This is a genomic window from Pseudomonas sp. KB_12 (genome assembly GCF_052114545.1).
GTDB classification, from domain to species: Bacteria; Pseudomonadota; Gammaproteobacteria; order Pseudomonadales; family Pseudomonadaceae; genus Aquipseudomonas; species Aquipseudomonas brassicacearum.
Genome location: NZ_JBFREY010000004.1, coordinates 42,118 through 57,678, shown reverse-complemented (window position 1 = coordinate 57,678; position 15,561 = coordinate 42,118). Strand labels below are relative to the sequence as shown.

At 61.2% G+C, this 15,561-nt stretch carries 12 protein-coding genes; 5 read left to right on the top strand and 7 right to left on the bottom strand.

Translation table 11 applies throughout. The features are described 5' to 3' along the window. The first annotated feature begins 274 nt into the window (after positions 1-274). A complete protein-coding gene (locus tag AB4Z20_RS03335) occupies positions 275-1,603 on the top strand; it encodes an OprD family porin (protein WP_214509413.1) in 1,329 nt (442 codons plus the stop codon). A 134-nt stretch (positions 1,604-1,737) separates the two neighbouring features. On the opposite strand, the gene AB4Z20_RS03330 is transcribed toward AB4Z20_RS03335, so the two are convergent. Both AB4Z20_RS03330 and AB4Z20_RS03325 read right to left on the bottom strand, forming a co-directional pair. Further along, positions 1,738-2,580: a mechanosensitive ion channel family protein gene (locus AB4Z20_RS03330; RefSeq protein WP_214509412.1), complete on the bottom strand. Its 843-nt coding sequence runs from the start codon at positions 2,578-2,580 to the stop codon at positions 1,738-1,740. Between the two features lie 83 nt (positions 2,581-2,663). Further along, on the bottom strand, positions 2,664-3,149 hold the full coding sequence (locus tag AB4Z20_RS03325) for a YajQ family cyclic di-GMP-binding protein (protein WP_003205057.1): 486 nt from the start codon (positions 3,147-3,149) through the stop codon (positions 2,664-2,666). A 142-nt stretch (positions 3,150-3,291) separates the two neighbouring features. On the opposite strand from AB4Z20_RS03325, the gene AB4Z20_RS03320 reads away from it, so the two are divergent. The 3 genes from AB4Z20_RS03320 to AB4Z20_RS03310 are packed head-to-tail and all read left to right on the top strand — an operon-like array spanning position 3,292 to position 6,876. Then, positions 3,292-4,209 carry a putative 2-dehydropantoate 2-reductase gene (locus AB4Z20_RS03320; protein ID WP_442089337.1) on the top strand — a complete coding sequence of 306 codons (918 nt, stop codon included), beginning with the start codon at positions 3,292-3,294 and terminating at the stop codon, positions 4,207-4,209. 46 nt (positions 4,210-4,255) lie between these two features. Beyond that, on the top strand, positions 4,256-6,292 hold the full coding sequence (locus AB4Z20_RS03315) for a sensor histidine kinase (RefSeq protein WP_214509410.1): 2,037 nt from the start codon (positions 4,256-4,258) through the stop codon (positions 6,290-6,292). Positions 6,293-6,294: 2 nt separating this feature from the next. Continuing rightward, a complete protein-coding gene (locus AB4Z20_RS03310; RefSeq protein WP_258689213.1) occupies positions 6,295-6,876 on the top strand; it encodes a cob(I)yrinic acid a,c-diamide adenosyltransferase in 582 nt (193 codons plus the stop codon). A 117-nt stretch (positions 6,877-6,993) separates the two neighbouring features. On the opposite strand, the gene AB4Z20_RS03305 is transcribed toward AB4Z20_RS03310, so the two are convergent. From AB4Z20_RS03305 to secA, 4 genes are all read right to left on the bottom strand, one after another. After that, positions 6,994-7,938 carry a Nudix family hydrolase gene (locus AB4Z20_RS03305; RefSeq protein WP_253477589.1) on the bottom strand — a complete coding sequence of 315 codons (945 nt, stop codon included), beginning with the start codon at positions 7,936-7,938 and terminating at the stop codon, positions 6,994-6,996. Beyond that, positions 7,935-8,567, bottom strand: coding sequence for a glutathione S-transferase family protein (locus tag AB4Z20_RS03300; protein WP_253477592.1), 633 nt, complete (start codon positions 8,565-8,567; stop codon positions 7,935-7,937). Before AB4Z20_RS03300 ends, AB4Z20_RS03305 begins: the two co-directional genes overlap by 4 nt. A gap of 160 nt (positions 8,568-8,727) precedes the next feature. Further along, positions 8,728-9,945 carry a bifunctional glutamate N-acetyltransferase/amino-acid acetyltransferase ArgJ gene (gene argJ / locus AB4Z20_RS03295; RefSeq protein WP_057452545.1) on the bottom strand — a complete coding sequence of 406 codons (1,218 nt, stop codon included), beginning with the start codon at positions 9,943-9,945 and terminating at the stop codon, positions 8,728-8,730. 123 nt (positions 9,946-10,068) lie between these two features. Then, positions 10,069-12,804 (bottom strand): preprotein translocase subunit SecA, encoded by a 2,736-nt coding sequence (secA, locus tag AB4Z20_RS03290; protein ID WP_253477597.1) that lies wholly within the window; start codon positions 12,802-12,804, stop codon positions 10,069-10,071. Between the two features lie 307 nt (positions 12,805-13,111). On the opposite strand from secA, the gene AB4Z20_RS03285 reads away from it, so the two are divergent. Continuing rightward, positions 13,112-13,567 (top strand): DUF721 domain-containing protein, encoded by a 456-nt coding sequence (locus AB4Z20_RS03285; RefSeq protein ID WP_253477600.1) that lies wholly within the window; start codon positions 13,112-13,114, stop codon positions 13,565-13,567. Between the two features lie 272 nt (positions 13,568-13,839). Here the strand turns inward: AB4Z20_RS03285 and AB4Z20_RS03280 are convergent, their stop codons facing one another. Further along, complete coding sequence (locus tag AB4Z20_RS03280) at positions 13,840-15,327, bottom strand: helicase HerA-like domain-containing protein (protein WP_003205079.1); 1,488 nt, start codon at positions 15,325-15,327, stop codon at positions 13,840-13,842. Between the last annotated feature and the right edge of the window lie 234 nt (positions 15,328-15,561).

Genomic DNA, 15,561 nt, shown 5'->3' with positions numbered 1-15,561 from the left:
TTCAAACGCGGTAATGACGGACTCTTTACACCGATGCCGGAAAAGAAAAAACAACATTAAAGTTGTGAATACGGTTGCGTCGGAACAGCTGAAATGCGACATGGATCGAGCCATTGGCGACATGGTCGTAAAGAAGCTGAAAGGTTGAATGGGCAAGTATCGCCAATAGGGTCGGCGTGATATAAGTTTGCGCCGACACAAAAAGAAAGAGCCGCCCAGATAATAAAACAGGTGGGACGGCAGTACTCTTCTAAAACCAAAGGAGCAAATCACGATGCGCGTGATGAAGTGGAGCATGATCGCACTGGCAGTTGCAGCAGCAGCCAGTACTCAAATGGCCTCGGCCGCACCTTTCGTAAGTGACCAGGCTGAAGCCAAAGGTTTTGTTGAAGATGCCAGCGCTAAACTGCTGCTGCGCAACTACTACTTCAACCGTGATCGCAAAGATGGCGCAACCGATCAGAAAGACTGGACCCAAGGTATCTGGGGCAACTTCAACTCCGGTTACACCCAAGGCACCGTAGGCGTCGGCGTTGATGCGTTCGGTTACCTGGCAGTCAAACTGGACGGCGGTGACGGCACTGGCGGCACCGGCAACATGAGCCGCGATGCCGATGGCCACGTCAACGACAGCCAAGGCAAAGCCGGCGCGGCGGTTAAATTCCGCGTCTCCAAGACCGAGCTGAAAGTCGGTGACCAGCAGCCAAGCACTGCCCCAGTGTTCGCTGTCGGTGGCTCCCGTGTCCTGCCTCAAACTGCCAGCGGTTTCCAACTGCAGAGCAGCGAAGTCAAAGACCTTGACCTCGAAGCCGGCCACTTCTACTCGGCAACCAGCCAGGACCGTAACGCTCGTGATGGCGGCCTGTTTGCAACCTACGCTGGCGTAGAAGCCAACACCATCGACTACGCTGGTGGTAAATATGCATTCAGCGACAACCTGAGCGCATCGATCTACGGCGCCCAGCTGGAAGACATCTGGAACCAGTACTACGGTAACCTGAACTACACCATCCCAATGGGTGGCGATCAGTCCCTGAACCTGGACGGTAACATCTACCGCACCACCGACACTGGCAGCTCCAAGGCTGGTGAGATCAGCAACACCGCGTTCTCCCTGGCAGCTGCTTTCTCGTTCCTGAAAGCGCACACCATCACCGTTGGCTTCCAGAAAATCAACGGCGACACGCCGTTCGACTACATCGGTGTAGGCAAGAACAACCGCGGCGGCGACTCGATCTTCCTCGCCAACTCCATCCAGTACTCTGACTTCAACGGTCCTAACGAGAAATCTGCCCAGGTCCGTTACGACATCAAGATGGCTGAGTACGGCGTTCCTGGTCTGAGCTTCATGACCCGTTACGTTAAAGGTTGGGACATCGACGGTACCAACACTCCAGCAGGCAGCCCTTACGCTGGTCTGTACGGTGCAGACGGCAAGCACAACGAAACCAACTTGGAAGCCAAGTACGTTGTTCAGTCTGGCCCGGCCAAAGATCTTTCCTTCCGTGTTCGTCAAGCCTGGCACTACGCTAACGCTGACGAAGGCGAAGGCGATATCAAAGAGTTCCGCCTGATCGTCGACTACCCGATTTCGGTTCTGTAATCACCGAAAGCTAGTTCGCGGTAATCAAAAAAAGGCCCATCCTCGGATGGGCCTTTTTTATTGGCTTTAGTTAACCGACCCACTCTTTCTAAAAATTTGATCAAGCGGTCAAACATGAGCCGAACGACTGATCGTTACACCGATGTCGATTCCTGAACCACCCGAATCACTCGCTGTGGGAACGGAATATCAATACCGGCGTCCTTCAAACGATCGCGCGCCTGCTCATTGAGCATGAAGATCACGCTCCAGTAATCCGCCGTTTTCACCCATGCCCGCAACGACACAGTGATCGAACTGTCGCCCAAGGTGGAAATCACCGCTTCCGGTGCTGGATCGGCCAGCACGCGCTCATCCTTGGCCAACGCCAACAACACTTCCCGGGCTTTCTGCAGGTCAGCCTGATAATCCACGCCGACATCGAACACTACCTTGCGGGTCGGCTGGCGATTGGTGTTGGTGATGATGCCGTTCGACAGATTGCCGTTTGGCACGATGACGGTCTTGTTGTCACCGGTGCGAATCACGGTGTGGAAGATCTGGATGCTGTCGACCGTACCGGCCACACCCTGGGCTTCGATCCAGTCACCGATGCGGAACGGGCGAAACAGCAGGATCAGCACGCCACCGGCGAAGTTCGCCAGGCTACCTTGCAGGGCCAGGCCAATCGCCAGGCCGGCCGCACCGATAGCGGCGACGAACGAAGTGGTTTCCACACCGATCATCGAAGCAACACTGACGATCAGCAATATCTTCAGGATGATGTTTGCCAGGGTACTGATAAACCCTTGCAGCGCCAGGTCGGCGTTACGCAAAGCCAGCAGCGCGCCCAGTTTCTGTGTCACCTTGTTGATCAACCACCAGCCGATGGCCAGGGTGATGACGGCCAGCAGCACGCGGCTGCCGTATTCCATGATCATGGGGATCCAGGTCTGGGAAGCCTTGACCAGGTTGTCCACTTCAGCATTCAAATCCATCTTTCTCTCCTATTCCTGTTGCACGCGGCATTTTGTGGCGCGGAGATTTATCCCCGCGCCACAATGTTTAATACAACCCAGTATCAGTCGCGGAAGTTGTTGAATTGCAGCGGCATGCCGAATTCCTTGCCCCGCAGTGCCGCAATGGCTTCCTGCAAGTCGTCACGCTTCTTGCCGGTGACTCGCACCTGTTCGCCCTGGATGGCGGCTTGCACCTTGAGCTTGGCGTCCTTGATATGAGCGACGATCTTCTTCGCCAGCTCCTTGTCGATGCCTTCCTTGAGCACGGCTTCCTGCTTCATCAGCTTGCCCGAGGCATAGGCGTCCTTGACCTCAAGGCACTGCACGTCGATCTTGCGCTTGACCAGCGCCAGCTTGAGGATCTCGATCATCGCCTCGAGCTGGAAATCGGCCTCGGCGGTCAGGTTCACGGTCAGGTCTTTTTCCTTGAACTCGAAACTGCCCTTGCCCTTGAGGTCATAACGACGGTCGAGTTCCTTGACGGCGTTTTCAACCGCGTTGGTGACTTCGTGCTTGTCCAGTTCGGATACCACGTCGAATGACGGCATGTAGTGTTCTCCAAATAAAAAGGCGCGCCAGTATCAACGGCGCGCGCTTGGCTTGTGGTTAAAATCGGGCTCATTATAACGGCTCTTTTCCTGCCGACACTGCGAGCCCTCAGATGCCTGCGCCAATCCGAGTAAAAAACTGATGTCTACCACCTGGCATGTCCTGGGGGCCGGCAGTCTCGGCACGTTGTGGGCCACGCGCCTGGCCCGGGCCGGGTTGCCGGTTCGGCTGGTGTTGCGCAACGAAGCCCGCCTGCAGGCCTACCGCAGCGCCGGCGGCTTGACGCTGGTGGAACAGGGCCAGGCGCAGAGCTACCCGATACCTGGCGAAACGGCGGACAACCCGGAACCGATCAGGCGCCTGCTATTGGCCTGCAAAGCCTACGACGCGGAAGCGGCCGTGGCCTCGGTGGCCCATCGCCTGGACGCCGAATCGGAGCTGATCCTGTTGCAGAACGGCCTCGGCAGCCAGGATGCGGTGGCCAATTGCGTGCCCCAAGCCCGTTGCATCAGCGCCTCCAGCACCGAAGGCGCGTTCCGCGACGGTGACTGGCGCGTGGTATTCGCCGGCCACGGCTACACCTGGCTGGGCGACCCTGCTCACCCAGTGGCGCCGTTCTGGCTCGACGATCTGGCCGCTGCCGGCATTCCCCACGAATGGAGCGCCGACATCCTCACCCGGCTCTGGCGCAAGCTGGCGCTCAATTGCGCAATCAACCCGCTGACCGTGCTGCACCACTGCAAGAACGGCGGCTTGCAGGAACACCGCTGCGAAGTGGCGACCTTGTGCGCAGAGCTCACTGACCTGCTCGAACGCTGCGGCCAGCCCGCGGCGGCCGAAGATTTGCAGCCGGAAGTCGAACGGGTGATCCAGGCCACCGCCGCCAATTACTCCTCGATGTACCAGGATGTCGCCAATCGGCGCCGCACCGAAATCAGCTACTTGCTCGGTTATGCCTGCAAGGTCGCCCAACGCCATGAACTGAGCGTGCCGCACCTGGAACAACTGCGACAGCGACTGATTGTCCACTTGCACAACCTCGGATTGCCCAGCGACTGAGCAGCGGCTACGCTGGCCCTCGTATTCCTTTTTAGCGACGAGTCTGATGCCATTGCGCCAGCGCCTTGAAAACCTCCCGGTCGGCCAGAAACTGCTGGCCGCCCTGTTGGTGTTGTTGACCACTGTCCTGCTGGTGGCCAACCTGACCTTTATCAGCGCCGCCTACTACATCTCCCAGGAAAGCATGGCACCCCAGGCCCTGCAGACCATTGGCCGACTGGTGGCCAATCCGAGCCTGATCTCCGACGCCCTGCAATCGCCACAAAGTGCCCAACGCTTGCTCGACGAGCTCAACAGCTACGCACCGCTGCGGGCGGCGGCGCTGTACGACGGCCAGGGCGAACGCCTGGCACAACTGCAACAGGGCGAAAAGCTCAAGCTGCCGGACCAATACCGCAACATACAAACCTGGCAGGCGGGCGAATTTCGCAGCAACCAGGTCATTACCCTGCCCCGCCCCGGCACGCTGCCCGGCCATCTGTTACTGGTGGCCAGCAGCGAATTGCCGACCGCGTTCTACACCGGCACCCTGACTGCCAGCCTTGGCATCCTGATTTTCAGCGTGTTGCTGTGGCTGATCATTGCCCAGCAGATCAAGCGCCTGATCACCCAGCCGATTCATCAACTTGAAGAACTGTCACGCCAGGTCACTCGCGAAGAGAACTATGCCCTGCGTGCCGCACGCGGCAACCACGATGAGATCGGCAGCCTGGCCGAGGCGTTCAACACCATGTTGTCGCGGATCGAAGCCCGGGAGCAGCAACTCAAGCGCGCGCGGGACGATTCCCAGGCCGCCTACGACCAGGCCCAGGGCCTGGCGGAAGAAACCCGCCATACCAATCGCAAGCTGGAGCTGGAAGTCCAGGTGCGCAGCAAGATCGAGAAAAAGCTCACCGGTTTCCAGAATTACCTCAACAGCATCATCGACTCCATGCCGTCGGCGCTAATCGCCCTCGACGAGCAGCTCTACGTCACCCAATGGAACCAGGAAGCCAGCGCCCTCTCCGGCACACGGCTGGACGAGGCGCTGAACCAGCCGATCTTCCTCGCTTTCGAACCGCTCAAGCCGTACCTGCCCCAACTCAAGCAGACCGTCGAGCAGCACACGGTGGCCAAGATCGAACGCGTCACCTGGACCAAGGACGACGAAGCCCGCCACTACGCCCTCACCTTCTACCCACTGATGGGGGGCGCCGGGCGTGGCGTGGTCATCCGGATCGATGACATCACCCAGCGCCTGTCGCTGGAAGAAATGATGGTGCAATCGGAGAAAATGCTCTCGGTCGGCGGCCTCGCGGCGGGCATGGCCCATGAAATCAACAACCCGTTGGGCGCGATCCTGCACAACGTGCAGAACATCCGCCGACGCCTGTCGCCGGAACTGCCCAAGAACCTCGAACAGGCCGAGCTGCTGGGTATCCCGTTAGAGGAGGTCAATCGTTACCTCCAGGGTAGGGAGATCCCGCAGCTGCTCGACGGCATCCAGCAAGCCGGCGCCCGGGCGGCAAAAATCGTTACCCACATGCTCAGTTTCAGTCGGCGCAGTACCCGGCAAATGGCGCCTTGCGACCTGCCCGCGCTGATCGACCAGGCAGTGGAAATCGCCGGCAACGACTTCGACCTGGCCATCGGCTTCGACTTCAAGGGCCAGGCGATCACCCGTCAATTCGATCCGAACCTGGGCCCGGTACCCGGTACGGCCAACGAGCTGGAACAGGTGCTGCTCAATCTGCTGAAAAACGCCGCCCAGGCGATCCATCAACGCCAGGACGACAGCGAGCCGGGGCGTATCATCCTGCGTACGCGGTTGAATCCACCGTGGGCGGAAATCCAGGTCGAGGACAACGGCATCGGCATGAGCGAGAACGTGCGCAAACGCACCTTCGAGCCTTTCTTCACCACCAAGGAGATCGGCCAGGGCACGGGCCTGGGGCTGTCGGTCTCGTATTTCATCATCACCAACAATCACAAGGGCCAGATGGAAGTGCAGTCGGCGCCGGGTCAAGGCACCTGCTTCACCTTGCGCCTGCCCCTGGCGGGCACTTCGATGGTGCCGCAGGAAAACAGACAACTGGAGCGCTGAGCATGGGTTTTCGCCTGTCGAAGATTTACACCCGCACCGGCGACAAAGGTGAAACCGGGTTGGGCGATGGTCGCCGCGTGGCAAAGGACCACCCACGGGTCGAGGCCATCGGCGAAGTGGATACACTGAATAGCCAGCTGGGTTTATTGCTGGCCGGGCTCGCCACTGAAACGACCCGACATCCGGGGCTGAAGGAGGTCAGTGACGTGCTGGCGCCTTGTCAGCACCGTCTGTTCGACCTCGGCGGGGAACTGGCGATGCCGGCTTATCAGGCCTTGAACGTCGCGGAAATCGAGCGGCTGGAAGCGGCGATCGATGGCTGGAACGAGGAATTGGGCCCCCTGGAAAACTTCATCCTGCCCGGTGGCTCGACGCTGGTAGCCCAGGCCCACGTCTGCCGCAGCCTGGCCCGCAGCGCCGAGCGGCGTTGCCAGCAATTGAACGCCATGGAGCCGCTGGCCGGGCCGGGGCTGGCCTATATCAATCGGTTGTCGGATCTGCTGTTCGTGGCCGCGCGGGTCATTGCCCGGCGGCAAGGGGTGGCGGAAGTGCTTTGGGTGGCGGCGGCCAAGCCTGGGGGCTGAATCGTTCTTGAGGCCGCCATCGCGAGCAAGCTCGCTCCCACACGGGATCTTCGACGCTCACAGAACCCCTGTGGGAGCGAGCTTGCTCGCGATGGCGTCAGCGGTTACACCACAAAATCAAGCCTCAGGCCAAAACGCCCGAATCCCCGCCACACCCTGCGCCCCGGCCTCCCAGGCTTTTTGTCGCTCGCCAGGCCCGACCCCGCCCAACAGATAAACCGGCCTGTTAAAGCCCTCGATCAACCGCGCCGCCTCTGCCCACCCCAACGGCTGTGCGTCAGGATGAGTCTGGGTCGGCTGCACCGGCGAGAGTGTCACGAAATCCACGTCCATCTGCTGCGCCAGGGACAGTTCCTCGGCGTTATGGCAGGAGGCCGCCAGCCAGCGGTCCTTGCCGAACGGTCGACCGGCCGCAGCATGCTTGCGCAGTTGTGCGGCGGTAATGTGCCAGCCAGCGGAAGGAAAATCCCCCAGCCATTCGAACGGCCCCTTGAGCATCAACTGGGCCTTGCCGGCACACAGCCCCGCCGCGTCCACCGCCAGATCGCGGTATTGCGGGTCGTAACCGTTGGGGGCACGTAGCTGGACCAACTTGATCCCACCGGCAATCGCCTTCTGCATGCCGCGCAGCAAGGCCGGCGTCTCAAGACCTTCAGGGGTAATCAGGTACTCACCCGGCAAACGGGCCGCCGCGACGATCGGCTGATTGGCCGCCGGAAACTCATAGTTCGTCAGGTCGCGGGCCGTCACCCAGGCCAACGGCTGCCCTTCGGCGCCGTGGGGCTCACCGGTGAACGCCGAGACTTCCCAGACATCCAGCAACACCTGTTTGTCCGGGTAGTCGTGACGCACCTTGATCAACGGTCGAGCAGCCTCGACGACAATGCCCAGCTCTTCATGAAGTTCGCGGGCCAGGGCAGTTTCGACGGACTCATCGGCCTCGACCTTGCCACCGGGGAACTCCCACAGGCCGCCCTGGTGCTGGGTGTCGGCCCGTCGGGCGATCAGGATTTTACCGGCGGCATCGCGGATGACCGCCGCCGCCACATGGACTCGTTTCACCGCGCAGTGTCCTCCAGGCCAGCTTGTTGCCACGCCTTGAACGCTGGCCATTGATATAGGGTTTCGACGTAGGCCTCATCGACCTCCGACAGTTTCACCTGATAAGTGCGCAAGCGCACGGCAACAGGAGCAAAAAACGCATCGGCCAGGCTCACGCGGCCAAACAGATAGGGACCGGTTTCGGTCGCCGTGGCACGGCATTCGGCCCATAGCGCCAGCATCCGCTGGATTTCCGCCTGCACATCAGATGGCATCGGCGACAACGGCGCATCGTGCAGCAGGTCCATGGGCATGTGGCTGCGCAGGGCAAAAAAACCGCTGTGCATCTGCGCACAGGCCGAGCGTGCCTGGGCCCGGGCGGCCACATCCTTGGGCCAGAGACTGGCCTCGGGAAACTGTTCAGCCAGGTATTCGGCAATCGCCAGGGAATCGGCGATCACGCCGAACTCGGTCTTGAGCAACGGGACCTTGGCCGTGGCCGAATACTTGAGCAGCTTCTCGCGGGTGTCGGGTTGATCGAGCCTGACCAGCTCTTCGGTGTACTTCGCGCCGGTCAGCGCCAGGGCCAACGCGCCGCGCAGGGACCAGGAAGATAGATCTTTGTCGCCGATGATCAGGTGCAGGCTCATGTGGATTCCTTTCTTGTGGTTCTGAGGTGTCTGTTCTGGCGCCATCGCGAGCAAGCTCGCTCCCACAGTGGATCGGTGGTGTGAACACTTTCTAAGTCACCCAACAAATCCCTGTGGGAGCGAGCCTGCTCGCGAAAGGAGCGACTCGGTCCCGAGCCTGTTAAGTCCGGTACTCAGCGTTGATCTTCACGTACTCGTGGGACAGATCAGTTGTCCAGATGGTTTCGCTGCAATCCCCCCGTCCCAGCTCGATACGGATGGTGATTTCTTCCTGTTGCATGACCGCCGCGCCCTGGGCTTCGGTGTAGGTCGCAGCGCGAGCGCCTTGGCTGGCGATGCAGACTTCACCGAGGAACACGTCGATCTTGCTCACGTCCAGCTCAGGCACGCCGGCACGGCCAACGGCGGCGAGAATGCGGCCCCAGTTCGGGTCGGAGGCGAACAGCGCGGTCTTGATCAGCGGCGAGTGGGCCACGGTGTAGCCAACATCCAGGCATTCCTGGTGATTGCCACCGCCGTTGACCTGCACGGTCACGAACTTGGTCGCGCCTTCGCCGTCACGGACGATGGCCTGGGCCACTTCCATGCACACTTCAAACACCGCCTGTTTCAGAGCCGCGAACAGCGGGCCGCTGGCTTCGGTGATTTCCGGCAGGCTAGCCTTGCCGGTGGCGATCAGCATGCAGCAGTCGTTGGTGGAGGTGTCGCCGTCGATGGTGATGCGGTTGAACGACTTGTTGGCACCGTCGAGCATCAGGTCTTGCAGCACCTGGCGCGAGACTTTGGCGTCGGTGGCGATGTAGCCGAGCATGGTCGCCATGTTCGGGCGGATCATGCCAGCGCCTTTGCTGATACCGGTGACCGTGATGGTCACGCCATCGTGCTCGAACTGGCGGCTCGCGCCCTTGGGCAAGGTGTCGGTGGTCATGATGCCGGTGGCGGCCGCGGCCCAGTTGTTTTCCGACAGGTCATCGAGCGCGGCTTGCAGCGCGCCTTCGATCTTCTCGACCGGCAGCGGCTCGCCGATCACGCCAGTGGAATACGGCAGCACCTGGCTGGCGTCGACACCGGTCAGCTCAGCCAGCTTGGCGCAAGTACGCTCGGCAGCGGCCAGGCCTGGCGCGCCGGTACCGGCGTTGGCGTTACCGGTGTTGGTCAGCAGGTAACGCACCGGCCCCTGCACGCGTTGCTTGGCCAGGATGACTGGAGCGGCACAGAAGGCGTTGAGGGTGAACACGCCAGCCACCGTCGAGCCTTCGGCGCAACGCATGACCACGACGTCCTTGCGCCCGGGGCGCTTGATGCCCGCCGAGGCAATACCGAGTTCAAAACCGGCAACCGGGTGCAACGTTGGCAACGGACCAAGACCAACAGCCATGAATGCGCTCCTAAATGAGATGTCTATCGACGCCGTCCTCATCGAGACGGCGAATCAAAATGGCAAAACGCCGCGACGGATAAAATCCGGTCGCGGCGCGGGTGGATCAGCGTTGGAACGGGATTATTGGATCTGCCCGTGGCAATGCTTGTATTTCTTGCCCGAACCGCAATAGCACAGTTCGTTACGGCCCAGCTTCTGCTCGTTGCGCACCGGTGCGGTCGCCAAGGCGACATCCACATCGACGCCCTCTTCGGCAACCACTTCCAGGCCCGGGGCCTCGGCGTGTTCGAACTGCATGCGCGCAGCCAGGGCTTCGGCTTCCTGGCGCAGGCGGGCTTCTTCTTCGGCCGGGTCTTCGCGGCGAACCTGAACGTGGGACAGCACACGGATCGAGTCGCGCTTGATCGAGTCGAGCAACTCGGAGAACAGCGTGTAGGACTCGCGCTTGTACTCCTGCTTCGGGTTCTTCTGGGCGTAACCGCGCAAATGGATACCGTGACGCAGGTGGTCCATGGTCGACAGGTGGTCTTTCCACAAGTCGTCCAGTACCCGCAGCACAATCTGCTTCTCGAAGGAACGCAGTGCCTCGGCGCCCGCCTGGTCTTCCTTCTCGTTGTAGGCCGCGATCAGTTCGGCCAGCAGTTTCTCGCGCAGGGTTTCTTCATACAGGTGATCGTCTTCGTCGAGCCATTGCTGGATCGGCAATGCCACGCCGAAATCGTTCTGCAAGGCGGATTCCAGGCCGGCGACGTCCCACTGTTCCGGCAGCGATTGCGGCGGGATGTGGGCGCTGACGGTGGCGTTGAGCACGTCCTGGCGGAAATCGGCGATGGTTTCGCCAATGTTGTCGGCGGCCAACAAACTGTTACGCATGTGATAGATCACTTTACGCTGTTCGTTGTTGACGTCGTCGAACTCGAGCAATTGCTTACGGATATCGAAGTTGCGGCCTTCGACCTTGCGCTGGGCCTTCTCGATGGCGTTGGTCACCATGCGGTGCTCGATCGCCTCGCCTGGCTGCATGCCCAGGGCCTTCATGAAGTTCTTCACCCGGTCAGAGGCGAAGATGCGCATCAGGCTGTCTTCCAGGGACAGGTAGAAACGGCTGGAACCGGCGTCACCCTGGCGACCGGCACGGCCACGCAGCTGGTTGTCGATACGACGCGACTCGTGACGCTCGGAAGCGATCACCTGCAAACCGCCGGATTCGAGTACCTGCTGGTGACGTTTCTGCCAGTCAGCCTTGATCTGCGCGATCTGCTCTGGGGTCGGGCTTTCCAGGCTGGCGACTTCCACTTCCCAGTTGCCGCCCAAGAGGATGTCGGTACCACGGCCAGCCATGTTGGTGGCGATGGTCAACGCACCCGGGCGGCCGGCCTGGGCGATGATCTCGGCTTCCTTCTCGTGGAACTTGGCGTTGAGGACCTTGTGCTCGATGCCTTCCTTGTTGAGCAGGGCGGACATGTGCTCGGAGGTCTCGATGGTGGCGGTACCCACCAGGATCGGACGGCCCTGGGCCATGCCGTCCTTGATGTCGTTGATGATCGCCGCGTACTTCTCTTCGGCGGTCAGGAACACCAGGTCGTTGTAGTCTTTACGGGCCAGCGGCTTGTTCGGCGGAATCACCACCACTTGCAGGCCGTAGATCTGGTGGAACTCGAACGCTTCGGTATCAGCGGTACCGGTCATGCCGGACAGCTTGTTATACAGGCGGAAGTAGTTCTGGAAGGTGGTCGAGGCCAGGGTCTGGCTCTCGGCCTGGATGTTCAGGCCTTCCTTCGCTTCGATGGCCTGGTGCAGGCCTTCGGACAGGCGACGACCCGGCATGGTACGGCCGGTGTGTTCGTCCACCAGTACGACCTGGCCGTCCTGCACGATGTATTCGACGTTGCGATGGAACAGCTTGTGCGCACGCAGGCCAGCATAAACGTGGGTCAGCAGGCCCAGGTTGTGGGCCGAGTACAGGCTCTCGCCTTCGGCCAGCAAACCAATACGGGTGAGCATTTCCTCGACGAACTGGTGACCCGCTTCGTTGAGCTCGACCTGACGGGTCTTCTCGTCAACGGTGTAGTGCCCGGCCTGGGTCACTTCGCCTTCGACTTCCTCGACGTGCAACTTGAGCTGCGGGATCAGTTTGTTGATCTCGATGTACAGCTTGGAGCTGTCCTCGGCCTGACCGGAAATGATCAGCGGGGTACGGGCTTCGTCGATGAGGATGGAGTCGACTTCGTCGATCACGGCAAAGTTGAGTTCACGCTGGAATTTTTCTTCCATGCTGAACGCCATGTTGTCGCGCAGGTAGTCGAACCCGAATTCGTTGTTGGTGCCGTAGGTGATGTCGGCAGCGTAGGCGGCGCGCTTCTCTTCCGGCGGCTGGAACGGCGTGACGACGCCGACAGTCAGGCCGAGGAATTCGTAGAGCGGGCGCATCCAGTTGGCGTCGCGACGGGCCAGGTAGTCGTTGACCGTCACTACGTGCACGCCCTTGCCGGACAGCGCGTTGAGGTACACGCCCAAGGTCGCCACGAGGGTCTTGCCCTCACCGGTACGCATTTCGGCGATCTTGCCTTCGTGCAAGGTCATGCCGCCGATCAACTGAACGTCGAAGTGGCGCATGCCCATGATCCGCTTGCCGGCTTCACGGGCGACCGCAAAGGCTTCAGGCAGGAGCTGGTCAAGGGTTTCCCCCTTGGCGATGCGGTCCTTGAATTCGGCAGTCTTGGCGCGTAACTGATCGTCCGAAAGGGCCACCATTTGCTCTTCGAAGGCATTGACAGTCTGTACCGTCTTGAGCATGCGCTTGACTTCACGCTCGTTCTTGCTTCCAAAAAGTTTCTTTAACAAAGGCGCAAACATATCGGCAGGATCTTCCACACTAAAGGGATGGAGGGCGGCCCCGTGAGTCGCCCGTGCAGCCCTCATGGCCGCATGCGAACGAGCATTCTACCCGGAAACGATGGAGAGGAAAGTGGCGTTATTCCACGATGCTGGCACAGCGCTGTGACGGGGCTTGCATAAAATAAGGGCTTTTGCGCGAACTTCAACCCATCCAGAGCAGAAGTTACTCATTGATTGTGCAGCCAAAAGCCGCTGGGCGAGAGGGTCGAGGCGCATCCGGCGCTTTCTGCTACCATGGCGCCTCTGTCACTTGCGGTATTCATTCATGGCCTTTCGCCCTCTTCCAGCCAAGGCGCCCGCCGTTCTGCTGCGCGAAGCCAAGCCGCTGAAAGCCATCTTTGGCCACGCCAAACGCCTGGGTCACCTGCAACGCCTGCTCGACAGCCAGTTGCAACCGGCTGCGCGCGAGCATTGCCACGTGGCCTCCTGGCGCGAAGGCAGCTTGCTGCTGATCGTCACCGACGGCCACTGGGCCACACGCCTGCGCTATCAGCAAAAACGCCTGCTGCGCCAACTCCAGGTCTTCGAAGAATTCGCCAACCTGACGCGGATCCTGTTCAAGGTACAACCGCCCACCGTCCAGGTCGGCGTCAAGGGGCACACGCTGGATTTGTCCACCGACGCCGCGGCGACTATCCAGGCCACGGCGGACGGCATCACCGACCCCAACCTGCGGGCGGCGCTTGAGCGATTGGCGGCGCATGCCAGGCCCAAGGGCTGAGATTTTCGGCGGCAGTTAGATAGCTATCGCGAGCAGGCTCGCTCCCACAGTAGATGTCTGCCAGACACAAAATGTGTGTACGACGCTGATCCAGTGTGGGAGCGAGCTTGCTCGCGATAGCGGCGGGTCAGCCAGCCTATTTTTCGCCTGCTAGACCGCTTTCGCGAGCAAGCTCGCTCCCACAGGGGATCTGCGGCGGGCACCTGTTTCGTGCACGACGCCGATCCCTTGTGGGAGCGAGCCTGCTCGCGAAAGGGACAACTCGGTCCTGACTACCGGCGCTTGCTGCCACCGAGCAACGACCCCATCAACCCACGCACCAATTGCCGGCCCAACTGATTGGCCGCCTGGCGCATCGCCGATTTAAGCGCCTGGCCGGCTGCCGTGCCGAGGAATTCCCCGGCCTTTTCGGTGAAGCTCGGTTCTTCCGCCGTCGGCTTGCCCGGCGCCTCTTCGGCCTGCGGCTCCAGCCCTTTGCGGCCCATCAGCACTTCATAGGCCGATTCGCGATCAATGGGCTTGTCATAGCGCCCTTGCAACGGCGAACTGGCGATCAACCCGGCGCGCTCGGCTTCGCTCAGCGGCCCGATGCGCGATTGCGGTGGCGCCACCAGCACGCGCTGGACCACTTCCGGCGTACCTTTTTCCTGCAAGGTGCCCACCAAGGCTTCACCGATGCCCAGTTCGGTCAGCACCGCCAGGGCATCGAACTGCGGGTTGGGCCGGAAACCGTCGGCCACCGCCCGCAGGGATTTCTGCTCCTTGGCAGTAAAGGCCCGCAACCCGTGCTGGATGCGCAAGCCCAACTGCGCCAGCACGTCGTCCGGCAAGTCGCCCGGCGACTGGGTCACGAAATACACCCCCACGCCCTTGGAACGGATCAGCCGCACCACTTGCTCCAGGCGCTCCTGCAAGGCCTTGGGCGTGCCGGCAAAAAGCAAATGCGCCTCGTCGAAGAACAGCGCCAACAGCGGTTTGTCTGCATCGCCGCGCTCGGGCAATTGCTCGAACAGCTCAGCCAGCAGCCATAACAGGAATGTCGCGTAGACCTTCGGCGCCTCGTGGACCAGGCGGCTGGCGTCGAGCAAGTGGATGCGGCCACGGCCATCGCTGGCCGGTTGCAGGATGTCTTCGAGCTGCAAGGCTGGCTCGCCGAACAACGCGTCCGCGCCCTGCTGTTCCAGGGTGGACAAGCGTCGCAACAACGCCTGGCTGGAACCGGTGGTCATCAAGGCCGCGTCGTCCCCCAGCAACTCGGGATTGTCCTTGAGATGGTTGAGCAGCGCCTTCAGGTCCTTGAGGTCCAGCAGCAACAGACCTTCGCGGTCGGCCACCTTGAACGCGGCGTAGAGCGCCGACTGCTGGCTGTCCGTCAGTTCCAGCAGACTGCCGATCAACAACGGGCCCATTTCACTCAAGGTGGTGCGCAGTGGATGACCGGACTGGCCATGGATATCCCACAAGGTCACCGGGTAAGCCTGGGGCTTGTGGTTGAGCCAAGGCATGCCGGCGATGCGCTCGGCGATCTTGCCCTGGGGGTTGCCCGCCGCGCCCAGGCCGCACAGGTCACCCTTGATGTCCGCCGCGAACACCGCCACGCCGGCATCGCTGAACATTTCGGCCAGGCGCTGCAAGGTGACGGTCTTGCCGGTACCGGTGGCACCCGCCACCAGACCATGACGGTTCGCCAGGCGCATGGCCTGGGCGATGGGCTGGCCGCTAAGGTCGGCCCCGATAACGAGTTGCGATGAGTCAGGCATGTGGTCACCCGTGGTGTTTGCGATATGACGCCATTTTGCACGTTTATATAAAAGCATGCCTGGCGCATTAAGCCCCTGGCGCCAGGAATAATAGCCGGCGAACCAGGACTGGCCCTATCGCGAGCAAGCTCGCTCCCACATGGGATCGGTGCCCCTCCTGTGGGAGCGAGCTTGCTCGCGATAGGGCCCTGTCAAACCCGGCAATACTCCACTGACACCCCACCCCCACAACCC

Bases quoted from the DNA above. Each gene is read 5' to 3' on its own strand.
- AB4Z20_RS03335 (WP_214509413.1), top strand. From the start codon at position 275: ATGCGCGTGATGAAGTGGAGCATGATCGCACTGGCAGTTGCAGCAGCA.
- AB4Z20_RS03330 (WP_214509412.1), bottom strand. From the start codon at position 2,580: ATGGATTTGAATGCTGAAGTGGACAACCTGGTCAAGGCTTCCCAGACC.
- AB4Z20_RS03325 (WP_003205057.1), bottom strand. From the start codon at position 3,149: ATGCCGTCATTCGACGTGGTATCCGAACTGGACAAGCACGAAGTCACC.
- AB4Z20_RS03320 (WP_442089337.1), top strand. From the start codon at position 3,292: ATGTCTACCACCTGGCATGTCCTGGGGGCCGGCAGTCTCGGCACGTTG.
- AB4Z20_RS03315 (WP_214509410.1), top strand. From the start codon at position 4,256: ATGCCATTGCGCCAGCGCCTTGAAAACCTCCCGGTCGGCCAGAAACTG.
- AB4Z20_RS03310 (WP_258689213.1), top strand. From the start codon at position 6,295: ATGGGTTTTCGCCTGTCGAAGATTTACACCCGCACCGGCGACAAAGGT.
- AB4Z20_RS03300 (WP_253477592.1), bottom strand. From the start codon at position 8,567: ATGAGCCTGCACCTGATCATCGGCGACAAAGATCTATCTTCCTGGTCC.
- argJ (WP_057452545.1), bottom strand. From the start codon at position 9,945: ATGGCTGTTGGTCTTGGTCCGTTGCCAACGTTGCACCCGGTTGCCGGT.
- secA (WP_253477597.1), bottom strand. From the start codon at position 12,804: ATGTTTGCGCCTTTGTTAAAGAAACTTTTTGGAAGCAAGAACGAGCGT.
- AB4Z20_RS03285 (WP_253477600.1), top strand. From the start codon at position 13,112: ATGGCCTTTCGCCCTCTTCCAGCCAAGGCGCCCGCCGTTCTGCTGCGC.
- AB4Z20_RS03280 (WP_003205079.1), bottom strand. From the start codon at position 15,327: ATGCCTGACTCATCGCAACTCGTTATCGGGGCCGACCTTAGCGGCCAG.